Annotated in this window: 20 protein-coding genes; 10 read left to right on the forward strand and 10 right to left on the reverse strand. The window is 75.2% G+C overall.

Features of this window, described 5'->3' with window-relative positions:
- Nucleotides 1-250: 250 nt before the first annotated feature.
- The 3 genes from ACJOT3_RS23255 to ACJOT3_RS23265 form a co-directional block, all read right to left on the reverse strand.
- Entirely contained in the window at nucleotides 251-634 is a 384-nt protein-coding gene (locus ACJOT3_RS23255; protein ID WP_406975216.1) for a DUF779 domain-containing protein, read from the reverse strand.
- The gene (gene exaC / locus ACJOT3_RS23260; RefSeq protein ID WP_406975217.1) at nucleotides 634-2,157 is read right to left on the reverse strand and encodes an acetaldehyde dehydrogenase ExaC; all 1,524 of its coding nucleotides are present in this window, start codon (nucleotides 2,155-2,157) and stop codon (nucleotides 634-636) included. Before exaC ends, ACJOT3_RS23255 begins: the two co-directional genes overlap by 1 nt.
- A 119-nt stretch (nucleotides 2,158-2,276) precedes the next feature.
- Nucleotides 2,277-3,560 (reverse strand): GAF domain-containing protein, encoded by a 1,284-nt coding sequence (locus ACJOT3_RS23265; RefSeq protein WP_406975218.1) that lies wholly within the window; start codon nucleotides 3,558-3,560, stop codon nucleotides 2,277-2,279.
- Between the two features lie 306 nt (nucleotides 3,561-3,866).
- Here ACJOT3_RS23265 and ACJOT3_RS23270 point away from each other — a divergent pair, with 306 nt between their 5' ends.
- Entirely contained in the window at nucleotides 3,867-4,478 is a 612-nt protein-coding gene (locus ACJOT3_RS23270) for a hypothetical protein (protein WP_406975219.1), read from the forward strand.
- Between the two features lie 20 nt (nucleotides 4,479-4,498).
- Here ACJOT3_RS23270 and ACJOT3_RS23275 read toward each other — a convergent pair whose 3' ends face one another.
- Nucleotides 4,499-6,028, reverse strand: a complete 1,530-nt coding sequence (locus ACJOT3_RS23275; RefSeq protein ID WP_406975220.1) for a PucR family transcriptional regulator — start codon at nucleotides 6,026-6,028, stop codon at nucleotides 4,499-4,501.
- Nucleotides 6,029-6,214: 186 nt separating this feature from the next.
- On the opposite strand from ACJOT3_RS23275, the gene ACJOT3_RS23280 reads away from it, so the two are divergent.
- The 4 genes from ACJOT3_RS23280 (at nucleotide 6,215) to ACJOT3_RS23295 (ending at nucleotide 9,729) form a co-directional block, all read left to right on the forward strand.
- A complete protein-coding gene (locus ACJOT3_RS23280) occupies nucleotides 6,215-6,703 on the forward strand; it encodes a GreA/GreB family elongation factor (RefSeq protein ID WP_406975221.1) in 489 nt (162 codons plus the stop codon).
- A gap of 232 nt (nucleotides 6,704-6,935) precedes the next feature.
- The gene (locus ACJOT3_RS23285) at nucleotides 6,936-7,991 is read left to right on the forward strand and encodes a medium chain dehydrogenase/reductase family protein (protein WP_406975222.1); all 1,056 of its coding nucleotides are present in this window, start codon (nucleotides 6,936-6,938) and stop codon (nucleotides 7,989-7,991) included.
- Between the two features lie 29 nt (nucleotides 7,992-8,020).
- Complete coding sequence (locus ACJOT3_RS23290) at nucleotides 8,021-9,124, forward strand: sensor histidine kinase (RefSeq protein ID WP_406975223.1); 1,104 nt, start codon at nucleotides 8,021-8,023, stop codon at nucleotides 9,122-9,124.
- Nucleotides 9,121-9,729 (forward strand): response regulator, encoded by a 609-nt coding sequence (locus ACJOT3_RS23295; protein ID WP_406975224.1) that lies wholly within the window; start codon nucleotides 9,121-9,123, stop codon nucleotides 9,727-9,729. Before ACJOT3_RS23290 ends, ACJOT3_RS23295 begins: the two co-directional genes overlap by 4 nt.
- A 6-nt stretch (nucleotides 9,730-9,735) precedes the next feature.
- Here ACJOT3_RS23295 and ACJOT3_RS23300 read toward each other — a convergent pair whose 3' ends face one another.
- From ACJOT3_RS23300 to ACJOT3_RS23315, 4 genes are all read right to left on the reverse strand, one after another.
- Nucleotides 9,736-10,458 (reverse strand): DUF6882 domain-containing protein, encoded by a 723-nt coding sequence (locus ACJOT3_RS23300; RefSeq protein ID WP_406975225.1) that lies wholly within the window; start codon nucleotides 10,456-10,458, stop codon nucleotides 9,736-9,738.
- Nucleotides 10,459-10,561: 103 nt separating this feature from the next.
- Nucleotides 10,562-11,344 (reverse strand): ABC transporter, encoded by a 783-nt coding sequence (locus ACJOT3_RS23305; protein ID WP_406975226.1) that lies wholly within the window; start codon nucleotides 11,342-11,344, stop codon nucleotides 10,562-10,564.
- Nucleotides 11,341-12,276 (reverse strand): ABC transporter ATP-binding protein, encoded by a 936-nt coding sequence (locus ACJOT3_RS23310; protein ID WP_406975227.1) that lies wholly within the window; start codon nucleotides 12,274-12,276, stop codon nucleotides 11,341-11,343. Before ACJOT3_RS23310 ends, ACJOT3_RS23305 begins: the two co-directional genes overlap by 4 nt.
- A gap of 92 nt (nucleotides 12,277-12,368) precedes the next feature.
- Nucleotides 12,369-13,958, reverse strand: a complete 1,590-nt coding sequence (locus ACJOT3_RS23315; RefSeq protein WP_406975228.1) for an MFS transporter — start codon at nucleotides 13,956-13,958, stop codon at nucleotides 12,369-12,371.
- Between the two features lie 139 nt (nucleotides 13,959-14,097).
- On the opposite strand from ACJOT3_RS23315, the gene ACJOT3_RS23320 reads away from it, so the two are divergent.
- Nucleotides 14,098-17,403 carry an AfsR/SARP family transcriptional regulator gene (locus tag ACJOT3_RS23320; RefSeq protein ID WP_406975229.1) on the forward strand — a complete coding sequence of 1,102 codons (3,306 nt, stop codon included), beginning with the start codon at nucleotides 14,098-14,100 and terminating at the stop codon, nucleotides 17,401-17,403.
- Nucleotides 17,404-17,424: 21 nt separating this feature from the next.
- On the opposite strand, the gene ACJOT3_RS23325 is transcribed toward ACJOT3_RS23320, so the two are convergent.
- Nucleotides 17,425-18,834, reverse strand: coding sequence for a short-chain fatty acyl-CoA regulator family protein (locus tag ACJOT3_RS23325; protein ID WP_406975230.1), 1,410 nt, complete (start codon nucleotides 18,832-18,834; stop codon nucleotides 17,425-17,427).
- Between the two features lie 171 nt (nucleotides 18,835-19,005).
- On the opposite strand from ACJOT3_RS23325, the gene ACJOT3_RS23330 reads away from it, so the two are divergent.
- Genes ACJOT3_RS23330 through ACJOT3_RS23340 form a run of 3 tightly spaced genes read left to right on the forward strand, consistent with a single transcriptional unit; the run spans nucleotide 19,006 to nucleotide 22,551 of the window.
- Nucleotides 19,006-20,505 (forward strand): MmgE/PrpD family protein, encoded by a 1,500-nt coding sequence (locus ACJOT3_RS23330; protein ID WP_406975231.1) that lies wholly within the window; start codon nucleotides 19,006-19,008, stop codon nucleotides 20,503-20,505.
- Complete coding sequence (gene prpB, locus ACJOT3_RS23335) at nucleotides 20,505-21,398, forward strand: methylisocitrate lyase (RefSeq protein WP_406975232.1); 894 nt, start codon at nucleotides 20,505-20,507, stop codon at nucleotides 21,396-21,398. The genes ACJOT3_RS23330 and prpB overlap by 1 nt, the downstream gene beginning before the upstream one ends.
- A 16-nt stretch (nucleotides 21,399-21,414) precedes the next feature.
- Entirely contained in the window at nucleotides 21,415-22,551 is a 1,137-nt protein-coding gene (locus tag ACJOT3_RS23340; protein ID WP_406975233.1) for a bifunctional 2-methylcitrate synthase/citrate synthase, read from the forward strand.
- Nucleotides 22,552-22,584: 33 nt separating this feature from the next.
- Here ACJOT3_RS23340 and ACJOT3_RS23345 read toward each other — a convergent pair whose 3' ends face one another.
- Nucleotides 22,585-23,319: a dienelactone hydrolase family protein gene (locus ACJOT3_RS23345; protein WP_406975234.1), complete on the reverse strand. Its 735-nt coding sequence runs from the start codon at nucleotides 23,317-23,319 to the stop codon at nucleotides 22,585-22,587.
- Nucleotides 23,320-23,561: 242 nt separating this feature from the next.
- Between ACJOT3_RS23345 and ACJOT3_RS23350 the strand changes: the two genes are divergently transcribed.
- Nucleotides 23,562-24,743: a beta-1,3-glucanase family protein gene (locus ACJOT3_RS23350; protein WP_406975235.1), complete on the forward strand. Its 1,182-nt coding sequence runs from the start codon at nucleotides 23,562-23,564 to the stop codon at nucleotides 24,741-24,743.
- Nucleotides 24,744-24,834 lie beyond the last annotated feature (91 nt).

Here is a 24,834-nt window from a genome sequence, read left to right on the forward strand (position 1 = left end):
CACCGCTGCTCCACCAGAGGGCACGGCTCCGCCGGGGTCCGGCCGGCCGGCGTATCGGCGCGTGAGCGCGCGGGCCCGGCGGATGCCCCCCGGGCCCACCGCCTCTTTTCAGGTGGGCACGGTCCCTCTTTCGGATGGCCCCCGCCGACACACGAGCGAGCGGGCCCGGGGATCTCTCCCCGGGCCCGCCGCTTTCCCCTCTTTCGGATGGCCCCGTCCGGCGCATGGACACCGGCGGCACCGTGGTCGGTCACGGGAGGCGCTCGGCCTCCGCGTCGGTCATCAGGCGGGAGCGGATCAGGAACCGGTTGCCGGTCGGCGCCTCCAGCGAGAACCCGGCCCCGCGCCCGGGGACGACGTCGATGGTCAGGTGGGTGTGGCTCCACAGTTCGAACTGGGAGCGGGACATCCACACCGGCACCGGTTCGGGCGTGCCCGCGTCCAGGTCGCCCAGGTGCACGTCCGAGGCCCCGGTGCGGAACTCCCCGGCCGGGTAGCACATGGGCGAGCTGCCGTCGCAGCACCCGCCGGACTGGTGGAACATCAGCGGCCCGTGCTCGGCCCGCAGGTCGCGGAGCAGGGCGGCGGCCGCGTCGGTCACGGCCACCCGCTCCACGCCGGTCCCGGTGTCCATCAGAAGAATCCCAGCGGCTGGTCGGAGTAGCTGACCAGCAGGTTCTTGGTCTGCTGGTAGTGGTCGAGCATCATCTTGTGGTTCTCGCGGCCGATCCCGGACTGCTTGTACCCGCCGAACGCGGCGTGCGCCGGGTAGGCGTGGTAGTTGTTCACCCACACCCGGCCGGCCTGGATGTCGCGGCCCGCCCGGTAGGCGGTGTTGCCGTCGCGGGACCACACGCCCGCGCCGAGGCCGTACAGGGTGTCGTTGGCGGTCTTGATCGCGTCGGCGTAGCCCTCGAACCGGGTCACCGACACCACCGGGCCGAAGATCTCCTCCTGGAAGATCCGCATGGTGTTGTCGCCCTCGAACACGGTCGGGGCCACGTAGTAGCCGCCGGACAGGTCCCCGCCGAGGTCGACGCGCTCGCCGCCGGCGAGGACCTTGGCGCCCTCCTGCCGCCCGATGTCGATGTAGGACAGGATCTTCTCCAGCTGGTCGTTGCTGGCCTGGGCGCCGACCATGGTCTCGGTGTCCAGCGGGTTCCCCTGCTTGATGCGGCCGACCCGCTCCAGGGCGTCGCCCAGGAAGGAGTCGTAGATGGACGCCTGGACCAGTGCCCGCGAGGGACAGGTGCACACCTCGCCCTGGTTGAGGGCGAACATCGCGAAGCCCTCCTGGGCCTTGTCGTAGTAGGAGTCGCGGGCCGCGGCCACGTCCTCGAAGAAGATGTTGGGGCTCTTGCCGCCCAGCTCCAGGGTGACCGGGATGAGGTTCTCCGAGGCGTACTGCATGATCAGGCGCCCGGTGGTGGTCTCCCCGGTGAAGGCGACCTTGCGCACCCGGGAGCTGCTGGCCAGCGGCTTGCCGGCCTCCACGCCGAACCCGTTGACGATGTTGAGCACGCCGGGCGGCAGCAGGTCGCCGATGAGCTCGACCAGGACCAGGATCGACGCCGGGGTCTGCTCGGCGGGCTTGAGGACGACGGCGTTGCCGGCGGCCAGCGCGGGGGCCAGCTTCCAGGTGGCCATGAGCAGCGGGAAGTTCCACGGGATGATCTGGCCGACCACGCCCAGCGGCTCCTGGAAGTGGTAGGCGACGGTGTCCCCGTCGATCTGGGAGCTGTGCCCCTCCTGGGCCCGGATGGCCCCGGCGAAGTAGCGGAAGTGGTCGACGGCCAGCGGCAGGTCGGCGGCCAGGCACTCGCGGACGGGCTTGCCGTTCTCCCAGGACTCGGCGACGGCGAGGCGCTCCAGGTTCTCCTCTATGCGGTCGGCGATCCTGTTGAGGATCACGGCGCGCTCGGCCGCGGAGGTGCGGCCCCAGGCGGGGGCGGCGCCGTGGGCGGCGTCGAGGGCGAGCTCGATGTCCTCGGCGGTGCCGCGCGCCACCTCGGTGAAGGTGTTCCCGGTGGCGGGGGCGGGGTTCTCGAAGTAGCCGCCCTTGACGGGCTTCACCCACTCTCCGCCGATCCAGTTGTCGTAGCGGGGAGCGTACTCCACGACGCTGCCGGGCTGTCCGGGAGGAGCGTACACGGCCATGGTGAGCCTCCTTATGCGCCGGGCGAGGACCCGGCGATATGTTCACGGGGGTCGATGTCCGTGACGCTAGTCACACCTACGTTGCGAGCACGTTGCAGTCGTGTTGCCGCGGGGAGTGGTCACCGCCCCAGCCAGCGCAGCCGTCCGCGCAGGGCGGCGTGGCCGGGCGAGCGGGGGTCCAGGGAGCGCAGCACCGCGCCCAGCACCCGGGGGTCGTCGCGCCACTCGGGGTGCTCGGCCCAGGCCATCAGGATGCGCGGGTCCTTCTCCCCGCCGAGCTCGCCGATCAGCTCGGCGTCCAGGCCCTCGCGGATCTCGATCACCCCCGGGGCCTCGGAGGCGGGCAGCACCGGCCCCCGGTAGGCGCGCAGGGCGCCCAGCGGATCGCCGCCGCACAGCCGGTCGCGCACGGTTTCGGCGTCGGTGGGCAGCGGGCGCAGCAGCCGGTAGGGGCGCGAGGCCAGCAGGCCGTGGCCGATCAGGCGGCGCAGCCGGGACATCTCGGCGCGGACCGTCACCGGGGCGCCGTCGCGCTCGTGCAGCCGGGCGCCCAGGGCGGCACCGCTCAGCCCGCGCGGGGCGGACGACAGCAGCAGCAGGATCTCGGAGTGGCGGGCGCTCAGCTCCACGGGGCGCCCGTCCATGGTGAGGCGGGCGCCGTCGCGGCCCAGGACCTCCAGCAGCAGGTGGTCGGGGGCCCGCGCCGGGACGTCCGGGGACGGGCGCGGGCCGGGCAGCAGTCCGGCGATGCGGCGGGCCTTGAGCTCCATCTCGGCCGCGGTGGCCGCGGCCTTCACCAGGGCGAGCGCCTGCGGCGAGGCCACCTGGTCCTCGCCGGTGATGTCGAGGACGCCCAGCAGCGCCCCGGTGTCGGGGTCGTGCAGGGGTGCGGCCGAGCAGCTCCACGGCTGGACGCTGCGGGCGAAGTGCTCGCTGGCGAACACCTGGACCTCGTGGTCGAGGGCGAGCGCGACCCCGGGGGCGTTGGTGCCCGCCGACCGCTCGTGCCAGTTGGCGCCCTCGACGAAGTGCATGTCCTCGGCCCTGCTGCGCAGCCGGTGGTCGCCGTCGACCCACAGCAGCCGGCCCGCGGCGTCGCCGACGGCGACGATCTGCGGCCCCGGCGCGGTGTCCAGCAGCAGCCTGCGCAGCAGCGGGAGGGTGGCGGCCAGCGGGTGGGCCTCGCGGTAGTCGGCGAGGTCGGAGCCGGACAGTTCGATGAGCGGCGAACCGTCCGGGTCGATGCCCAGGCGGGCGCTGCGCCGCCAGGATTCTCCGACGACCGGGCGGACGGTGCCGCGCACCCGGCCCGAGCCGGTGAAGTCCTCGTGGGCGAGCGCGACGTCCTTGCGCACGGCGTCGGGATCGGCGTCCCACGGCCAGGCGTTCCACGTCCAGGACATGTGCGACCTCCCCTGTGCGCGAGGCGGTGGCGGGCCGCGGCGCGGCCCGGCCCCGGCTCAGCCCCGTCGAGGTGGGGATCTCACGATTCAAACCGGGTATGCGGCCGATGACAAGGGGTTCCGCGCAACCGGCGACGGATCGTCCCGATACATCACCGCATGTCACGAACGCGCATGTGGCCGCGGACGGCCACGAACACCGGAACCCGCCCGCCCCGGCCCCCGTCTCACCACCGTGAGCGCGCCCGCCGAGGATTCGCCCCCCATCGCGGAGCGGGGCGGGCGCCGGAGTCCGGGAGGACGACCATGTACGCACAGCAGCCGCCACCGCCCCGGGTCCACCCCTCCGAACTGCGCCCCGGACGGGGCGGCTACTGGGCGGGCGGCCTGGCCATCGTGCTCGGCGGCATCACCGGGATCGCGCTCTTCGTCCACTTCCTGGTGCAGGCGGTGGCCCTCCCGACGTTCACCGCCGAGCTGGAGAGCCCGGGGAGCCTGGAGTTCGAGTACCGGACGGCCGGGCAACCGGAGCTCCTCACCCTGTACTCCACCTCCGCCTCCGCGTCCCCCGAGGACTGCCTGTTGATCACTCCCAGCGGGTCGTACACCGGGTTCGGCCACCCCGGGTACTCCCACGAGTCGACGACCTGGTCACTGGTCGGCGACACCCTCCTGGGCGAGAGGGGCGACTACACCCTCACCTGCGAGGGCGATCCGGGTGCCTCCTACGCCATAGCCGTGGTGCCCGACGACGGCGCGATGGCCCAGGGGATCGTGGGCGCCCTGGCCTCGTTCTTCCTCATCCCCCTGGGCGGCCTGGTGCTCGGCCTGATCCTCATCATCGGCACGGCCGTGCGCCGCAACAACCACAAGAGGCGCCTGCTCGCCGAACGCGCCGGATACCCCTACCGGCACTGACCGGGCCGGGCCGACCGGGCTCAGGGGTCGGCGGGCAGGGCGGCCAGGGCGACGGTGAGCGCGACGCGGGCCCGGGGTTCGTGCAGGCGCAGGTCGGCGACGCCGCGCAGGCGGCGCAGCCGGTAGCGGACCGTGTTGGGGTGCACGCCCAGCAGCTCGGCGGCGACGGCCGGGTCCCCGTGCGCGTACAGCCAGGCCCGCAGGGTGCGGGTGTACTCGGTCCCCTCGTCGGCGTCGTGGCGGACCAGCACCGCCACCGGGTTGCGGCCCGGCAGCCGCCCCGCCTCGGCGGACAGCCGCAGGCGGCGCAGCAGGACCTCGTCCCAGGCGTCGTCGTAGACCACCGGGTCGGCGCCGTCCCCCGCCAGGATCAGGCACTCGTCGGCCTCCTGACGACTCGCGGGCAGGTCCCCCGCGCGGGCGGCGCCGCCCACCCCGGCGGCCACGCCCGGGCTCGCGGGCAGGCCGCGCACCGTGGCGCGGACCCACTCCAGGGCCGGGGCGACCTCCCCGTTGCAGGGCAGCACCGTGTAGACGGTGGTCCCCAGCAGGGTGGTGCGCCCCGGCCGCGACCAGCCGAACCCGGTGGTGACCTGCTCGAACAGGTGCAGGACGGCGGCGTCGGGCGGTGCGGCCCGCGCGTGCAGGGCGATGACCCGCAGCCCGTCGGCGGGCAGCCCGATCCGGTCGACGGCCCGCTCCGGGTCCTCCGACCCCTCCAGCAGGTCGATGACCGACTCCGATTCCACCTGGCGCTCCAGGTCGCTGCTCACCCGGGCGCGCAGCATGTGCAGGCCCACCGTGCGGGCGCCCTCGCTGAGCGCCCGGGCCCGGTCGGCGTCCAGGGGCGTGTCGCCGACCGCCCACAGCGAGCCGAGGAGTTCGCGGCCCACCCGGATCGGCACGGCGGTGCGCCCGCCCATCCCGAACTCCGGCAGGGCGGGCACGTACAGCGGCGCGCCGGCGGCGGCCAGCCGGGAGGCGGTCCCGTCGGCCACCAGGCGGTCGCGGATCCCGGCCGGGGAGCGCCGGGCGATGACGGTGTCCCGGCGGGCCCGGTCGGTGTCGGCCTGTTCGGCGGAGTAGGCGATCACCCGCCAGGCGCGGTCCTCGATGACGACGGGCGAGCCGACCTCGGCGGCGACGGTGTCGGCCAGGGCGAACAGGTCGCTGGGGCCGCGGCCGGACTCGGTCTCGCGGCCCTCCAGGACGAGCCCGTAGACGATGCCGGAGATCTGGCTCCAGGACACGGCGGGCTCGACGACGACCATGGCGACCCCGCGTTCGCGCAGGTCGTCGCGGACCTCGGCGGCGGGCCCGGTGGCGGAGCGGACGATGACGACGACGGCGCGGGCCTGCTCGGCCAGCCGCAGGGCGGTGGCGGAGGCGTCGATCCCCACGGCGAGGAAGGCGTCGCCCAGCGGCGGCGCGTCGTCGGTGGGGTCGTGCATGGCGACGCTGCGCAGCTCGCGGCGGCGCAGGGCGCCGTCGCCGACCAGGTGGGCGCCGTAGCCGCCCAGAACGTTGACGAGCCGGTCGAGGGTGATCACCGCACCGCCTCCCTCGTTGTCGGAGGACGACAAGAAACCACAGCGTGATTGTCGTTTCACGATAACGGGTGACCCGCCGCCGGTGGACACACTCAAGGCGAGGGACAGCACCCCCGGCCCTCGCGTACTCCATCCGCGCCACGGACAGCGTCCGTGGCGCTTGTTCGTGAAGACAAGGAACGTCCCATGCACAAGACCACCGACACCTGGATGACCCGGGAGGCGTACGAGCGGCTCAAGGAGGAGCTGCGGGTGCTGAGCACACTCCCCGAGGACGACATCGGAACGGACGGGTCGGACGCCGGGGGCGCGGGGGTCACCATCCCCGCGCCCCGCTACATTCACGACCCGGCCGTGCGGCTGGCCCGGGTGCAGACGATCGAGCGGCTGCTGCGCGAGGCCGTGGTGGAGGAGGCCTCGCCCGACGACGGGGTGGCCGCGCCGGGCAAGGTGCTGACGATCCGCTACGACGGCGAGGAGGAGACCGAGGCGTTCCTGCTGGGGGTCCGGGACGCCTCGGTGTCGGACGCGGTGACGGTGTACTCGCCGCGGTCGCCGCTGGGGGCCGCGCTGCTGGGGGCGGTGCGCGGGGAGCGGCGCACCTTCACCTCCCCGCGCGGGGCGGTGATCGGGGTGACGCTGGTGGACGCGGCCCCGTACCGCTCGGCGCACTGACCGTGTCGACGCGCTGACCGTGTTCCGGGGCGGCCGGTCCGGCCGCCCCGGCCGGTCCGGCCCTCTTTTCTCACTTCCCTCCTTGACATCCTCCGCTTGTGAGTGTGTACTCACATACATAAGCAGTCCCACTCGGCCGACACCGAAGACCCGACCCCGATCGGGCTTTTTTCGGCCCGATCAAGTGAGTGACCACTCACAAACGAAGCCGCACCACACAGGGAGACCCCAGATGGCCACCACCGAGCACACCGCCCGCACCGCCCTCGAAGCCGTCCTGCACGGACCCGGCGCCGTCGAGGAGATCACCCTGCGCCACCGCGCCCTGGCACCCCTCGCCCCCGGCGACGCGCTGGTCCGGGTGGAGGCCACCGGGGTCTCCTTCGCCGAACAGCAGATGCGCCGCGGCAAGTACTACGACCAGCCGCCCTTCCCGTTCGTGCCCGGCTACGACCTGGTCGGCCGGGTGGCGGAGGTCGGCCCGGGCACCGACCCCGCCCTGGTCGGCCGCCGGGTGGCCGCCCTCACCAAGACCGGCGGCTGGGCCGACCGGATCGTCCTGCCCGCCGCCGACCTGGTCCCGGTCCCCGACGGGATCGACCCGGCCGACGCCGAGGCCGCCGTGGTCAACGGGGTCACCGCGCACCGCATGCTGCACCGGATCGCCCGGGTGCAGCGGGGCGACACCGTGGTCGTGCTGGGCGCCAACGGCGGGGTCGGCTCGCTGCTCGTCCAGATGGCACGCCGCGCCGGGGCCACCGTCATCGGCACCGCCTCGGCCCGGCACCTGGAGGCGGTCCGCGCCCTGGGCGCGCTGCCCGTCGACCGGCGCGACCCCGACATGTACGCACGCATCCGGGAGCTGGCCCCCGCCGGGGCGGCCGCCGTGTTCGACCACGTGGGCGGGCCCGCCATCGCCGACTCCTTCGGGCTGCTGGCCCCCGGCGGGACCCTGGTGTCCTACGGCACCGCCGCCACCCGCGACGAGGAGGGCAACGCCCGCCTGCCCGTGCTGGCCCTGCTCGGTCGGCTGCTGCTGTGGAACGCGCTGCCCAACCGGCGCGGCGCGCACTTCTTCAACCTGTGGCAGGGGCACCGCGGCCTCGACCGCTACCGCCGCCTGCTGGCCGAGGACCTGGGCGCGGTGTTCGCCCTGCTGGCCGAAGGCGCGATCGCCCCGCCGGTCGCCGCCCGCGTCCCGCTGGAGGAGATCGGCCGGGCCCTCGCCCTGGCCGAGTCCGGCACCGTCGTCGGCAAGGTCGTCGTCGTGCCGCGGGCACGGGACTGACCGGGGCCGCGGCCCGTAGGATGCACGGCATGGGGCAGGAGCAGGGGACGGCGCGGACCGCGTTGCTCGCGTTCGGGCTGACCGCCCTGTTCACCGCGCTGCTGTGGCGGGAGTGGGAGCGGGCCGCCGCCGACTCCGCCCTCCCCCCGGGCGTCACCGCCGCCGCCCTGGGCCTCTACCTGCTGGGCTGCGCGGCCCTGCCCGCGGCCGCGCCCCTGCTCGGCCGCACCGCGCGGACCGCCGCCTGCGCCCTGCTCCTCCTGCTGGGCTGCGGCCTGGTCGCCGCCGCGGGGCCCGAGCACTCGTGGATCACCATGTTCGCGCTGGCCGCCTGCGCGACCGCCCTGCCGCTGGCCCTGTCCCTGGGCGCCACCGCCCTGGTCCTGGCCGGGGTCGGCGCCGCGGCACTGGCCACCGGCCGGACCGAGGGACAGCTGGGCGGCCTCGTGGTCGTCGCCTCGGTGTCGGTGGCCGTCGCCCTGGCCGTCCGGCTGGTGGAGGCCAACGCCGAGCTGCGGCGCGGCCGCGACCAGGCGGCCCAGCTCGCGGTCCTGCGCGAACGCGAACGGTTCTCCCGCGACCTGCACGACCTGCTCGGCCACAGCCTCACCACCATCGTGGTCAAGGCCGGGGCCGGGCGCCGCATCCTGGAGGCCACCGGGGACACCGCCCGGGCCGCGGCCGAGCTGCGCGACCTGGAGGACCTGGGCCGCCGCTCGCTGGCGGAGGTCCGCGGGGCCGTCGCCGGGACCCGCCGCGTCACCCTGGCCGGGGAGCTGCTGCGCGCCGGAGCCGCGCTGGCCGCCGCCGACGTCGAACTGCGCACCCCCGGCGAGGTCCCCTCCGGCGGCGACGAGGCGCTCGGGTACGCGGTGCGCGAGGCCGTCACCAACGTGGTCCGCCACGCCGGCGCCACCCGGGTGGAGATCGCCACCGGCCCGGGCTGGGTCGAGATCCGCGACGACGGCCGCGCGAACGGCGGACCCGTCCCCGGCGCCGGGCTGTCGGGGCTGGAGCGCAGGCTGGCCGAACGCGGCGGCGCGCTCACCCTCTCCCCCACCCCCGGCGGCGGCCTCACCGTCCGCGCCGAGGTCCCCGTCCGAGAGACCGAAGAGAGCGGAGGACGCCCGTGATCCGGGTGCTGGTCGCCGACGACCAGGCGATGGTGCGCGGGGCCCTGGCCACCGTGCTCGACCTGGAGTCCGACATCGAGGTGGTGGCCCAGGCCGGCGACGGCGCGCGGGCGCTGGCCCTGGCCCGCGAGGTCCGCCCCGACGTCGCCCTGCTGGACGTGCGGATGCCCGGCGGCGACGGCATCGAGGTGTGCGCCGAGCTGACCGGCTCCCTGCCGGGCTGCCGGGTGCTGATGTGCACCACGTTCGGCCGCCCCGGCTACCTGACCCGGGCGCTGCGGGCGGGGGCGAGCGGGTTCGTGGTCAAGGACGCCTCCCCCGAGGACCTGGTGGACGCCGTCCGGCGGGTGCACCGCGGGCTGCGGGTGGTCGACCCCGACCTGGCCGTGGCCTCGCTGACCCACGGCACCAGTCCGCTGACCCCGCGCGAGCGCGAGGTGCTGGCCGCGGTGCTGGGCGGCGGGGACGACGTGGCCGCGCTGGCGCGTTCCCTGGGGATGAGCCAGGGGACCCTGCGCAACCACCTGTCGTCGGCCATCGGCAAGACCGGCACCCGGACCCGCGCCGAGGCGGCCCGGACCGCCGAGGAGCACGGCTGGCTCTGAGCGGCCTCAGGCGCCGGGGTTCGACAGCGAGCCGTCGATCCCGCTGACCCGGCCCAGGTGGTCGAAGGAGATGCGGGCCTCCAGGCCGGGCATGGACAGCACGAGCGTGCCGCGTTCCTCGTCGGTGAACCGCGGAGACAGGCCCCGCAGGCGGCCGTAGGTGTACAGGGCCCGCTTGTGGTCGGACAGCCGCAGGCCCATCAGCCCCTGCTGGATGATGCCCATGACACCGGTGGGTGTGGGGTCGGGCAGCCGCAGCTCGGAGTGCTCGATGATGAACGCCACCCGGGTGCCGCCGCCCACCTCGCCGTTGTAGGAGAACCAGCGGCCGGTGAGCAGCTTGGCCGCGTCGGTGAGCTGGCCGACCACCGCGGGCACCTCCTGCGGGGCGCCGGGCAGGTCGCCGAAGGCCACCTCGGCGGAGGCGAGTGCGGGGACGTCGTGCTCGCGGCCGAAGTCGCGGACGGCGGCGCCCAGGGAGGTCAGGTCAGGGGGGAAGCCGGAGGGGTTGGCCCAGCCCCACATCCAGGAGTTGGGGCCGGGTGCGGCGCTGCCCAGCAGGTGGAAGCGGTCGCAGACCAGGGGGCGCTCGCCGGAGAACTCGAACCGGCCCTGCTGGAGGTCCACGTTCCAGCTGTGCTCGCCGAGGAACTCCTGGAGGTGCAGCTGGTGCTCAAGGGACATCAGGGCCGCGTCGTCGAGCATGTCGGGGAGGGTGTGTTTGCTCATGCCGCGATGCTATGCACCGTGTCCGACATGTCCGGCGGCCGGGTCCGGTCGGTACCCGGACCCGGCGCATCGACCCACCTCACGCCCGTATCATCGGCCCGCCTCAGACGTCCTGGCGGCGGACGGCGCGGTCGGCGGCGACCAGGACCAGGGCGCTCCAGGCGGCCAGGACGAGCGCGGCGGCCACCGGGTGGGGCCCGCCCGGACCGGCGATCCCGGCCAGGGAGTGCAGGGCCTCGCCCGGCAGCAGCGGCAGCACCAGGTGCCCGCCGGGGAGCCACCCGGCCAGGGGCGGCGCCACCAGCAGCGCCAGGGCCGCGACCACCCCGCCCGCGGTGGAGCGGGTCCACAGCGCCCCGGCCGTGGCGACCAGCGCGTGGAACGGCGCCATCAGCGCGGCCCCGGCCACCGCCCGCCACACCGCCGGGTCGGCGGCGTCCCAGGCGGGCAGCCCCGCCCCGGACAGGACCGCCAGCGAGACCAGGGCGGCCCCCACCGCCGCGGCCAGGGAGACCGCACCGGCGGCCGCGACCACGGTGACGGCCCGGGCGAGGAGCACCCGGCCCCGGTTCGGGGTGAGGGTGAAGGTCGTGCGGATCATGCCGGTGGCGTACTCGCCGCCCACCGCGGCGGCCGCCAGCACGGTCAGCACCAGCGCGGCGGCGTCCGCGCCCAGCAGGGAGGCGGTCAGCACGTCGAAGGCGGGCTGGTCGGCCAACGCCACCCCGGTGGTCGGCTCCATGGTCAGGCAGAACACGGCGGCGACCGCGAGCGCCAGCCCGACGGCGGCCGCGGCGGCCCGGCGGTCGCGCGACGAGCCGGCCACCTTGGTCCACTCCGCGGCCACGGCCGCGCCCGTTCCCACCCGGTGCTCCACGGCGGTCATCGCGCCCACTCCCCTTCCCCTGCTTCCCCTGTCGTTCCGTCGGCCGCTTCCCCGTGCTCCCCGGTGAGGCGGATGAACGCGTCCTCCAGGCGGGCCCTCACCGGGACCAGCGCGTGCAGGACGATCCCGTGCGCGGCGGCCAGCTCGCCCACCCGGACCGCGTCGATGCCGGTCACCGCCAGGCGCCCGCCGTCGGCGGGCAGCGGCGCGGCGCCCGCGCGGACCAGCAGGGCGGACAGCGCGCCCGGGTCCGGGGTGGCCACCTCGACGCGCTCGCGCACCCCGGCGGCCAGTTCGGCGACGCCGACGTCGGCGACCAGCCGCCCCCGGGAGATCACCAGCACGTGGTCGGCGGTGGCCTCCATCTCGTTCATCAGGTGGCTGGACACCAGCACGGTGCGGCCCCGGTCGGCGAAGCCGCGCAGCAGGCGGCGCACCCACACGATGCCCTCCGGGTCCAGCCCGTTGAGGGGTTCGTCCAGGACGAGCACCTCGGGGTCGCCGAGCAGCGCCCCCGCGATGCCCAGCCGCTGGCGCATCCCCAGGGACAGGTGCCGGATGCGGCGCCCGCCCTTGTCGGCCAGGCCCACCAGCCCCAGCACCTCGTCCACCCGGGCCCGGCCGAGCCCGGCGGCGCGGGCCTGCCAGAGCAGGTGGCCGCGGGCGGTGCGCCCGGGGTCCACGGCGCCGGGGTCGAGCAGCGCCCCCACCCGCCGGGCGGGGGCGGGCAGCTCGCGGTAGGGCACCCCGCCGACGGTCGCGCTGCCGGAGGTCGGGGCGTCCAGCCCCAGGACCATGCGCAGGGTGGTGCTCTTGCCCGCCCCGTTGGGCCCCAGGAACCCCGTCACCCGGCCGGGCTCGACCGCGAAGGTCAGCCCGTCCACGGCGGTGGTCCCCCCGTAACGCTTGACCAGTTCCCGTACGGCGATCATCGCTCCCCCTCCTGTCGGCCGGTCCCCACCAGCCTGTCCCGCGGGGGTGCGCCGGACCCGGTCCGTCCGTCAGGACCCGCCCGTGACAGCTGTCACGGGTGCCCCGAGCCCTGGAGCTCCGGGTCCCCCTCCGCCGCCGTCTCCTCCGCGGCGGCCCCGGTGGGCGGGACCCGGCGCAGGGCCACGGCCGCCAGGACCGCGATGCCGACGGCCAGCGCGGCGCTGATCCAGGCCACGGTGGTGAGGGAGGAGGTGAAGGCGGCGGCCGCGGCGTCCAGCAGTTCCCCGGCCACCGGGGCGGGCAGGTCGGCGGCGGCCCGACCCGCGCCCTCCAGCCCGTCCGATGCGACGGCCGCCGCGTCCGAGGGGGTCCCCGCGGGCATCGCGCCGGCCATCGACAGGCGGTAGGCGGCGGTGCCCACGCTGCCCAGGACCGCGATGCCCAGGGCCACGCCCACCTCCATGGCGGTCTCGCTGACGGCCGCGGAGGCCCCGGCCTTCTCCGGCGGGGCCGAGCCCACGATGAGGTCCGTGCCCAGCGCCATGATCGGGCTGATCCCGACGTAGACCAGGGTGAACCCGACCACCACGGTGGCGACCCCGTCCTCGGGGACCGCCCGGGTGAGCAGCAGGAACCCGAGCGTGGACAGGGCGAGCGAACCGGCCAGGACGTAGGCGGGGCGCACCCGCCGGGCGATGAGGGGCGCCAGGGTGGAGGCGATGACCAGCCCGACCGCGGCCGGGAGCAGCCACAGGCCTGCCACCAGCGGGGACAGCCCGGCGACGGACTGGAGGTACTGCGTGACGAACAGGTAGATGCCGCCGATGAGCAGCAGGCCCAGGAGCATCACGACCAGCGCGCTGGAGAAGGCCGCGCCGGAGAACAGGCGCAGGTCCAGGAGCGGGTCCGCCAGTCGGCGCTGCCTGCGGACGAACAGCACGCCGAACACGGCACCGGCGGCGATCGCCGCCAGGGCCACCGGCTCCAGGCCGTACTTCGCGAGCTGCTTGAGGCCGAAGACCACGGGCAGGACGGCGGCCAGCGAGAGCAGCGCGCTGAGCAGGTCCAGGCGTCCGGCCGCGGGGTCGCGGTACTCGGGGAGCAGGAACGGGGCGGTGGCCAGCAGCAGCACCATCACGGGGACGGCGAGGAGGAACACCGAGCCCCACCAGAAGAACTCCAGCAGCAGGCCGCCCAGGATCGGGCCGAGCGCGATGCCCGCCGAGAAGCTCGTGGCCCACACGCCGAAGGCCAGTCCCCGCTGCCGCGGGTCGGCGAACATCGTGCTGATCAGTGCGAGCGTCGAGGGCATCAGGGTGGCCCCCGCGACGCCCAGCAGCACCCGGGCGGCGATGAGCATCTCCGGCGTCGTGGAGTAGGCGGCCAGCACCGAGGCGGCCCCGAACGCCGCGGAGCCCAGGACGAGCAGGCGTCTGCGTCCGATCCGGTCGCCGAGGGTGCCCATGATGACGAGCAGGCCCGCCACCATGAACCCGTAGACGTCGATGATCCACAGTCTTTCGGTGGCGGAGGCGCCGAGGTCGGTGCTCAGGTGCGGCAGCGCCAGGTACAGGACGGTGACGTCGAGGGCCTGGAGGGTGGTGGGCAGGGTGAGGACGGCCAGGCCCGCCCAGGCCCGCCATCCCGCCCTGGCCGCGGGGGCGGTGGTGTTCGCTGACAAGGTGGTGCCTTTCACTGGGTCCGGATCCGGCGGGCCCGCCGCCCGCCCGGCATGGGACCACTCCACAGGGCAGCGCGCACGGTCCGCCGACGGTCCGCCGACGGCGGACCGTGCGCGGCCGCACGGCTAGGTTGATCACATGCGTTTCGGGGTGCTGGGGCCGCTGGCCGTGTGGACCGACGAGGGGACCCCCGTCCGGGTCCCCGAGGTGAAGGTGCGGACCCTGCTGAGCACCCTGCTGATGGAGCCGGGGCGGGTGGTCTCCGCCGACCTACTGGTCCACCGCCTGTGGGGCGACGACCCGCCGGCCGACCCCGCGAACACCCTCCAGACCAAGGTGTCCCAGCTGCGCCGGGCCCTGGAGCGGGCCGAACCCGGCGGCCGGGGGCTGGTGGTGCACCGCCCGCCCGGGTACGCGCTGGAGGTGCCCGCCGAGAGGGTGGACAGCGGGCGGTTCTCGGCGCTCGTCGACCGGGCCCGCGCCACCGCCGACCCCCGGGCGCGCGCCGCGCTGCTGTCGGAGGCCCTGGACCTGTGGCGGGGACCGGCGTTCGCGGACCTGCCCGACCCGGGCGCCGCCGAGGCGGCGGCCGTGCACTGGGAGGAGCGTCGGCTCACCGCCCTGGAGGACCTGGCCGAGGCCCGCCTGGAGGCGGGCGAGCACGCACCGGTGGCGGACCGGCTCGCCGAACAGGTGCGGGAGCACCCGCTGCGCGAGCGGCTGCGGTCGCTCCACATGCTCGCCCTGTACCGGGCGGGGCGCCCTGCCGAGGCCCTGGCCTCCTACGAGGACCTGCGGAAACGGCTGGCCGAGGAACTGGGGGCGGACCCGGGCCCGGAGGCGGCGGCGCTGCACCTGCGGATCCTGGACCAGGACCCCGGGCTGGCCGGACCCGCCGCGCCGGAGCCCGGCCGCCGGCCCGGCGCCCTGCCGGTGCCGCCGACCGCCCTGGTGGGCCGCCGTGCGGAGCGCGACCGCGCCGTCGGACTGCTGGACCGCCACCGCCTGGTCACCCTCACCGGCCCCGGCGGGGTCGGCAAGACCCGGCTCGCCCTGGCCGTGGCCGAGGCGCGCTCGGCGGACCACCCCGACGGGGTGTGGCTGGTGGAGCTGGCCGGGCTGCGCCCGGAACGGGGGTCCGGCGCCGGGCCGAACGCGGTGGCCGAGGAGGTGGGCGCCGTGCTGGGGCTGCGCGGGCGGGGCGCGTCCGAGTCGGACCCGGTGGCGCGGCTGTGCGACGCCCTCGCCGCCCGGCGGGCCCTGCTGGTGCTGGACAACTGCGAGCACGTGGTGGGGTCCGCCGCCCGCACGGTCACCGCCCTGCTGCGGGCGGCGCCGGGGGTGCGGGTGCTCGCCACCGCGCGGGAGCCGCTGGCGGTGGACGGCGAGGTGCTGGAGGCGGTGGGCCCGCTGGGCCTGCCCGCGGCCGGCGGCGGTCCCGCCGCGACCATGGATTCCGACGCGGCGCTGGATTCCGGCGCGGCACCGGGGCCCGACGCGGCGCTGGAGTCGGACGCGGTCCGGCTGTTCGCCGAGCGCGCCGCGGCGGCCGCCCCGGGCTTTCGGCTGACGGACGACAACACGGCCGCGGTGGTGGCGCTCTGCCGCAGGCTGGACGGCATCCCCCTGGCCCTGGAACTGGCGGCGGCGCGCATCCGGACCCTGGGCGCGCACGGGCTGCTGGAGCGGATCGACGACCGGTTCCGGCTGCTGTCCGGGCGGCGGCGGGACGCCCCGGCCCGGCAGCGCACCCTGCGGGCGGTGATCGACTGGAGCTGGGACCTGGCCTCGGAGCCCGAGCGCGCGGTGCTGCGCCGCCTGTCGGTGCACGCCGAGGGCTGCACCCTGGAGGCCGCCGAAGCGGTGTGCTCCGGGCCCGGGGTGGCCGCCGAGGACGTCCTCGACCTGCTTGAACGCCTGGTGGAGCGGTCGCTGGTGGTGGCCGTCCCCGACCCGGACCGGCCCCGGTTCCGGCTGCTGGAGTCGGTGGCCCACTACGCCGCCGAACGGCTGGCGCAGGCCGGTGAGCGGGACGCGGCGCGGCGCGCGCACGCCGCCCACTACACCGCCCTGGCGGAGCGGGCCGACCCGCACCTGACCGGGCCGGAACAGCGCCGGTGGCTGCTGGTGCTGGACGCGGAGACCGCGAACCTGCGGGCCGCCCTGCACCACGCCCAGGAGCTCGGGGACGCGGAGACGGCCCTGCGGCTGGCGCTGGCGGGGACCTGGCACCTGTTCCTGCGCGGCCGCTTCGGGGAGGCGCTGGAGCGGTTCACCGCGGTCGGGGCGGGGACCCCGGGGGCCGGGGCGCCGTCGGCGCGGGAGGCCCGGGCGGCCCTCTCCCGGACCGCCCTGGAACTGCACGTCCACGGGATGACGGAGGCGGGGGCCGGCCGGGTCCCGGACCTGTCGGCCGCGCCCGCGGCCGGTGACACGGCCCGCGACCCGGCCGAGCGGGCGGCCCGCGCCCGGGCGGTCTGGTTCCTGGGCTTCGCCCACCTGGGGTTCGGCGAGCTGGACACCGCCGAGGCCCTGGTGGGCGACGCCCTGCGCGAGGCCCGCGCCCTCGGTGACACGTGGGTGGAGGCGGCCGCGCTCACGAGCCGGGCGAACATCGCGCACTTCCGCGGCGACCTGCCCGGGCTGCTCCGCGACGGCGAACGGGGCCTGGCCCTGTTCACGGAGCTCGGTGACGGCTGGGGGCGGCTCCAGGCACTGGACGCGCTCGCCATCCACACCGAGATCATGGGCGACCTGGACCGGACCGCCGCCCTGCGCCGGGAGGCGGTCGGCGTCGCGGAGGGCCTGTCGCTGTGGAGCGAGCTGTCGCGCCAGCTGTCCGGGCTGGGCCGGGTCGCCCTGCTGGAACGGGACTGGGAGCGGGCGGACGGGTTCCACGGGCGCGCCCTGCGGATCGCCGTGGAGCACGGCGACGAGGTGTGCCAGGAGTACGCCGCCATCGGCCTGGGCATGGCCGCGCGGCGCCGGGGCGACACGGCCGCGGCCGAGGCCCACCTGCGGCCCTGGCTGGCGTGGAACCGGCGGCTGGGCGCGGAGTTCGGGGTGGCGCTGATCCTGGCCGAGCTGGGGTTCGGCGCCGAGCAGGACGGGGACGCGGAGCGGGCCCTGGACCTGCACCGCCAGGGCCTGGAGACGGCGCTGCGCGTGGGCGACCCGCGGGCGGTCGCCCTCGCCCTGGAGGGGACGGCCGGGGCGCTGGCCCTCACCGGGGCGGACCGGGACGCGGAGCGGGCCGCGGCCCTGCTGGGCACCGCGGCGGCCGCCCGGGAGGCGCTGGGCGCCGCGCTGCCGGAGGCCGAGCGGGGGGACGTGGACCGCGTCGCCCGCAACGCGGCCGGGGTCCTGGGCGGGGAGCGGTTCGCGGCCGCGTTCGCGCGGGGACGGGCCGCGCCCCTCCCCGCCCGGGCGGCGGAGGTCGGCTGACCGCGCGGGCCGGCCACGTGGTCAGGGCCGGGGGTCGGCGACCGGGTAAGGGGCGACGGAGCCGACGTTCTCGTTGATCAGCAGCGGCCGCCCCGCCGGGGGGAAGGCCCGCTGCGGGCAGGCCGGGCGGTCGCACACCTTGCAGCCCATGCCGATCGGGGTGGCCGCGCGCGGGTCGTCCAGGGCGAACCCCGCCGAGTAGACCAGCCGGTGGGCGTGCCGGAGCTCGCAGCCCAGCCCGACCGCGAACGTCTTGCCCTGGCCGTGGTGCCCGCCGTAGCGGCGGCCGACCGTGCGGGCGATCCAGAAGTAGGACCGCCCGTCGGGCATCTGCGCGATCTGCGTCTGGACCACGCCCGGGGCCGAGAACGCCGCGTACACGTTCCACAGCGGGCAGGTGCCGCCGGAGCGGGAGAGGTGGAACCCGGTGGCCGACTGCCGCTTGGACATGTTCCCGGCCCGGTCCACCCGGACGAACGAGAACGGCACCCCGCGCAGCCGGGGCCGCTGGAGCGTGGACAGCCGGTGGCACACCGTCTCGAACCCCACCCCGAACCGGTCCGCGAGCAGCTCGACGTCGTAGCGCTCGGTCTCGGCCGCCGCGTGGAAGTCGCGGTAGGGCAGCACGAACGCCCCGGCGAAGTAGTCGGCCAGCCCGATCCGTGCCAGCCGCTCGGCCTGCCCGGTGAGCAGCTCCTCCCCGCGCGCCAGCTCCGTGAGCAGGTCGCCGTACTCCAGGAACGCGAACTGGGTGGCCATCTGGAAGGCCCGCTGCCCCGGGCGCAGCCGGGAGGCCAGGGTGAGCACCCGCCGCTCGGCGTCGTAGGACCGCCGCCGGTCGCCGCCGTCGCGGGTCTCCACCCGCACCCCGTGCCGTTCGGACAGCAGCCGCGCCAGCGCCTCGCGGGCCCGGCCGGGGGCGACCCCCTCCTGTCGGGCCAGCTCCTCGGCGCGCTCGTCCAGCTCGCCGACGTAGTTGTGGCGCTCGTAGAAGAAGTCCCGGACCTGCTCGTAGGCCATCGGCGCGGCGTCCGCCGCCGCGCCGCGCCCCTCGGCCAGGGCGGCCGCCTGCGCGGAGGCGTCGCGGTAGCGGCGGTGCAGGTCCAGGAGGGCGCGGGCGACCCCGGGCATGGACCCGGCCAGCTCGGCCAGCTCCTCGGGGGTGACCTGGTCGCCGGTGGGCACGTCCACCAGGGCCTCGCGCAGCTCCGCGACGGTCCGGGTGGTGTCCTCGGTGGCAAAGAACGCCGGGTCCACCCCGAACGCCTCGGTGATGCGCAGCAGCACCGGCACGCTCAGCGGCCGCTGGTTGTGCTCCATCTGGTTGAGGTAGGGGGCCGAGATCCCCAGCTCCCGGGCGAGCTCGGCCTGGTTGAGCGAACGCTCCTGGCGCAGCCGCCGCAGCCGCGCCCCCGCGAAGACCTTGCGCACGAGGCCCCCTCTCGTCGCCCCCAGGCTAACCCGCACGTGTCCGTCCGGGCCTTAGCCGGATTAGCCGAAACGCCGCCCGAGGTTAGCGGAACCCGGCGTCTTCAGGGGCTTTCACCTGCCCGGATACCAGTGCGAGGCTCGTTGCGAACAGTCCGCGATGAGGGGATGACCATGGTCCGGTACACCGTCCGCGTCCACCGCAGCTCCGAGGGGCCGCCCAAGGAGGAGCAGCTCGCCCACCGGATCGCCGCCGTGGCGACCGACCCGGTGGGGCTCGACGCCGACGTGGTCGAGATGATCGGCAACCGGATCATCGACAACGCCGCGGTCTCCGCGGCCTCCCTGCGCCGCCGCCCCGTGGTGAGCGCCCGCGACCAGGCACTGCGCCACCCCGCGGCGCCCGGCGCCGCCGTGGTGGGCCTGCCCGCCGGGGTGCGGGTGTCCCCCGAGTGGGCCGCCTGGGCCAACGGGGTGGCCGTGCGCGAACTGGACTTCCACGACACCTACCTGGCCGCCGACTACTCCCACCCCGGCGACAACATCCCGCCGGTCCTGGCCGTCGCCCAGCACACCGGCCGCACCGGCCGCGACCTGCTGCGGGGCATCGCCACCGGGTACGAGGTCCAGGTGGCGCTGGTGCGCGGCATCTGCCTGCACGAGCACAAGATCGACCACATCGCCCACCTGGGCCCCTCGGCCGCCGCCGGGATCGGCACCTTGCTCGGCCTGGACACCGAGACCGTCTACCAGGCGGTCCAGCAGGCGCTGCACCTGACCACCACCACGCGCCAGTCCCGCAAGGGCGAGATCTCCAGCTGGAAGGCCTACGCCCCGGCGTTCGCCGGGAAGGTCGCCGTGGAGGCCGCGGACCGCGCGATGCGCGGCGAGGGCGCCCCCTCCCCCGCCTACGAGGGCGAGGACGGGTTCATCGCGTACCTGCTGGGCGGCCCCGGCACCGAGTACGCCGTGGAGCTGCCCGGACCGGGCGAGGCCAAGCGCGGCATCCTGGAGACCTACACCAAGGAGCACTCCGCCGAGTACCAGAGCCAGGCCCTCATCGACCTGGCCCGGCGGCTGGGGCCGCGGATCGGCGACACCGCGAAGGTCCGGTCGGTCACCATCCACACCAGCCACCACACCCACCACGTGATCGGCACCGGCTCGGGCGACCCGCAGAAGATGGACCCCACGGCCAGCCGGGAGACCCTGGACCACTCCATCCCCTACATCTTCGCGGTGGCCCTCCAGGACGGCGAGTGGCACCACGAACGCTCCTACGCCCCCGAGCGGGCGGCCCGCCCCGACACCGTCGAGCTGTGGCACAGGGTCTCCACGGTCGAGGACCCGGAGTGGACCCGCCGCTACCACTCCGCGGACCCGGCGGTGAAGGCCTTCGGCGGCCGGGTCGTGGTGGAGCTGGTCGACGGCTCGGTCATCGAGGACGAGATCGCCATGGCCGACGCCCACCCGCTGGGCGCCCGCCCGTTCACCCGACCCGACTACGTCGCCAAGCTGCGCACCCTCGCCGACGGCGTGGTCTCCACCGACGAGGTGGACCGCTTCCTCGGCCTGGTGGAGCGGCTGCCCGACCTGACCGCGGACGAGGTGCGGGCGCTGACCCTCACCGCCGCCGAACCGCTCGGCGCGTCCGGGAGCAAGGGGATCTTCTGATGCTGCACTCCACCGCCGCACCCCACGAGAAGCGCCGCCGCCTGCGCGAGGACCTGGCCTCGGGCCGCCTGCTGCGGGTCCCCGGCGCCATGAACCCGCTGACCGCCGTCCTCGTCCAGGAGCTGGGCTTCGACGCGGCGTACGTGTCCGGCGCGGTCATCGCCGCCGACCTGGCGCTGCCCGACATCGGCCTGACCACCCTGTCCGAGGTGGCCGGGCGGGGCGCCCAGATCGCCCGGGTCACCGACCTGCCCGTGATCATCGACGCCGACACCGGGTTCGGCGAGCCCATGAACGCCGCCCGCACCGTGCAGGCGCTGGAGGACGCCGGGCTGGCCGGCTGCCACCTGGAGGACCAGGTCAACCCCAAGCGCTGCGGCCACCTGGACGGCAAGTCCGTGGTCGGCACCGACGAGATGGTGCGCCGCATCCGCGCCGCGGTGTCCGCCCGCCGCGACGACGGGTTCGTCATCTGCGCGCGCACCGACGCCGCCGGGGTGGAGGGCCTGGACGCCGCCATCGAGCGGGCCAGGGCCTACGTCGACGCCGGGGCCGACATGGTCTTCCCCGAGGCGATGCGCGGGCCCGCCGACTTCGAGGCGTTCCGCAAGGCGGTCGACGTGCCGCTGCTGGCCAACATGACCGAGTTCGGCAAGAGCGAGCTGCTCACCGCCGGGCAGCTGGAATCCCTCGGGCTCAACCTGGTTATCTACCCGGTCACCACCCTGCGCCTGGCCATGGGCGCCGTGGAGGAGGGCCTGCGGGTGCTGCGCGACGAGGGCACCCAGGCCGGCCTGGTGGACCGGATGCAGACCCGGGCGCGCCTGTACGAACTCCTCGACTACCGCGCGTACAACGCCTTCGACGGCGACGTGTACGACTTCACCCTCTAACGGATCGGTGGACCCGATGAGCGACACGGCCATTCGCAAGGGCCTGGCAGGGGTGGTGGTGGACACCACCGAGATCTCGATGGTGGACGCGACCACCAACTCCCTCACCTACCGCGGCTACCCGGTGCAGGACCTGGCCGCCTCGTGCACGTTCGAGGAGGTCGCGTCCCTGCTGTGGGACGGGGAGCTGCCCGACGCCGCCCGGCTGCGCGCCTTCACCGCGCGCGAGCGGGCCTACCGGTCCCTGGGCCGGCACACCCTGGAGCTGCTGCGGCGGCTGCCGGAGACCGCGCACCCCATGGACGTGCTGCGGACCGCCGTCAGCTACCTGGGCGCGGACGACCCGCTGGGGGAGGACGGCTCCCCCGCGGCGGACCGGGTCAGGGCCGAGCGGATGCTGGCCCGGCTGCCCGTGGTGGTGGCCGCCGACCACCGGCGCCGCCGCGGGCTGGACCCGATCCCGCCGGACCCCGGCCTGGACCTGGTGGAGAACTTCTTCCACATGTGCTTCGGGGAGGTGCCCGCGACCGAGGTGGTGCGCTGCTTCGAGACGTCGATGGTGCTGTACGCCGAGCACGGCTTCAACGCCTCGACGTTCACGGCGCGGGTGGTCACCTCCACGCTCTCGGACATCCACAGCTCGGTGACGGCGGCGATCGGCGCGCTCAAGGGGCCGCTGCACGGCGGCGCCAACGAGGCGGTCATGCACACGTTCGAGGAGATCGGGACCGCCGACCGCGCCGAGGCCTGGCTGGAGAAGGCGCTGGCCGAGAAGCGCAAGATCATGGGCTTCGGGCACCGGGTGTACAAGAACGGGGACTCGCGGGTCCCGACCATGCACGCGGCGCTGGAGACCATGGCCGGCCTCAAGGGCGCCGACGAGCTGATGGAGCTGTACCGGGCGCTGGAGCGGGCGATGCTGGACCGCAAGGGCATCCACCCGAACCTGGACTACCCGGCGGGGCCCGCCTACCACCTGATGGGGTTCGACATCCCGACGTTCACGCCGCTGTTCGTGATGGCGCGGATCACCGGGTGGACGGCGCACATCATGGAGCAGCAGGCCGCCAACTCCCTGATCCGGCCGCTGAGCGACTACACGGGCCGGGAGCACCGCCCGGTGCCGCTGCCCGCGCAGCGCCTGGCGCGGTAGCCGGCGGGCCGGCCGCAGGCCCCCGCCGAGGTCTCAGGACTCGGCGGGGGCGGCCAGGTGCTCGGTGAGGAAGGCGTCGATCCGCTGCCAGGCGTCGACCGCCGACTCCGGGTGCGGCCCGGTGTGCATGGCCCGGAACACGGCGCGCAGGATCCTCGGCCCGTTGGGCGCCTCGTTGAGGAAGGAGTGCCCCGCCCCGGGGTACTCCTTGACGTCGTTGACAACGCCCGCGGCGTCCAGGGCGGCGCGCAGTTCGTCGGCGGCCCCGCGCAGGCCGCCGTCGCGGTCGCCGAAGCTGCCGACCACCGGGCAGGCCCGGTCCAGGCTGCGCTCCAGGTTCCGGGGCGTGAACCCGTAGTTGACGGCGGAGGCGTCGAAGTCGGCGACGGTCGCCAGGGCGAACCCGCCGCCCATGCAGAACCCGACCACGCCGACCCGGCCGGTGCAGTCGTCCCGGTCCAGCAGCCACCGCTTGGCGGCGGCGATGTCGACGATGGCGCGCCCGCGCCCGGAGCGCATGGACATGACCACCTTGGCCACGCAGCGGGCCATGCCGCCCTCGCTGTACAGGTCCGGGACGACGGTGAGGTAGCCGAGCCGGGCCAGCCGGTCGGCGTGGGCGCGCATCTGCTCGTCGACGCCCCAGGCCTCGTGGGTGACGACGACGCCGGGCCAGGGCCCCTCGCCCTCGGGGACGGCGAGGTAGGCGCGCAGGTGGGGTGACCCCTCCCCGCCGCGGGTGTACTCACTGAGGTCGATCTTCGCCACGGCGTCTCCTCGGTCCCGGCCTCCGGATCGCCTACACCCTAGGACTCGCGGCCTGTGCGGACCAGGTGGGGGTGTCACCGGCCGCGACCAGAGAAAGTGATCTGGGTCACATAACCCCTCGCTCACCACGGACAACGCGGGCCCCAGGCGAACACCCTTGGTTACCGGGGTTGACCGATCCGTTGCCTAATGATCGTTTAGTGCCCAGTTCTCCGCACCCGCTACCTCTGGGGAGAAACACCATGATCGACCGCAGACTGTTCCTCGGCGGCCTGGGCGCCGCCGCCACCGCCCCGCTCCTGGGCACGCTCGGATGCGCGCCCCGGGAGACGACGGCCGACCTCTCCGCCTCTTCTGACGCGGCCAATCCGGGAGCGCTCCCAGTGAGCTTCCGGAACGAGACCGGGCGCTTCTCCGACGGCGAGATCCTCGCGTACGTGATCGGCACCGACCTGACCACCGATCAGCACAGCCGGGTGGACGCCAACGGCGTGTCCCACCCCGTGAGCCTGGACGACAACGGCCCGGACGGGTACACCGACTACTCGATCCCGTTCGCCGACCTGGCCGGGCTGACCCTGCCGTACATGTCCGGGCGGATCTACCTCTCGCTCGGCGGACCCCTGCACATCCGCATCGTCGCCGACGGCAACGGCAACCCCGCCCCGCAGCTGCCCGCCGGGTGGGTGGAGGGGTCCCCCGGGTTCGACGTGCTGCACGACACCGTCGAGTTCACCCACAACGACGCCGGGATGTTCTGCAACACCAGCATGGTCGACCAGTTCAGCGTGCCCATCGGCATCCGCCTGATCGGCGACGACGACCAGAGCACCGGGTTCTTCCGCCCCGGCGGCCGCGACGCGGTCTTCCAGACCCTGGCCGCCGACCCCGTGTTCTCGTCCCTGGTCTACGACGACCTGCGGGTCATCGCCCCCGGCCACGCGCTGGACGCCGGGCTGTTCCCGGCCGACTACTTCGACCCGTACATCGACCGGGTGTGGTCGCACTACGCGAGCAACGACCTGACCGTCACCACCAACGCCGGCACGTTCACCGGGCGGGTGCAGGGCGGGCAGTTCGTGTTCGACGGCGGGGTGCGGGCCTTCGACCGGCCCTCCACCCGGGACGTGCTGTTCTGCGACGGCGCGCTGGCCGCGCCCAACGACGGGATCAGCGGGCCGGTCGCCGCGATCCTGGGGGCCGCGCTCAACCGGTCCACCCTGATCAGCGAGCCGAGCCAGCCCACCGACGACCCGGCCGGGTTCTACCTGGACGAGGTCACCAACCGGTACGCGTCGGTCTTCCACGAGAACACCGAGGACGGCAAGGCCTACGGGTTCGCGTTCGACGACGTGGCGGACTTCGCCTCCTACATCCAGGACCACGGCGCCCAGCGGCTGGAGGTCACCCTCACGGCCTTCTAGGGGGTTCCGGAGGACCTGGCCGTCCCGGGTCCCGATTCCCAGGTGCCGGTCCCAGGCCCCCGGGGGCGCCGATGCCGGTCGGCGGCCCCGG

Source organism: Nocardiopsis protaetiae (genome assembly GCF_045446735.1).
Lineage (GTDB): Bacteria > Actinomycetota > Actinomycetes > Streptosporangiales > Streptosporangiaceae > Nocardiopsis > Nocardiopsis protaetiae.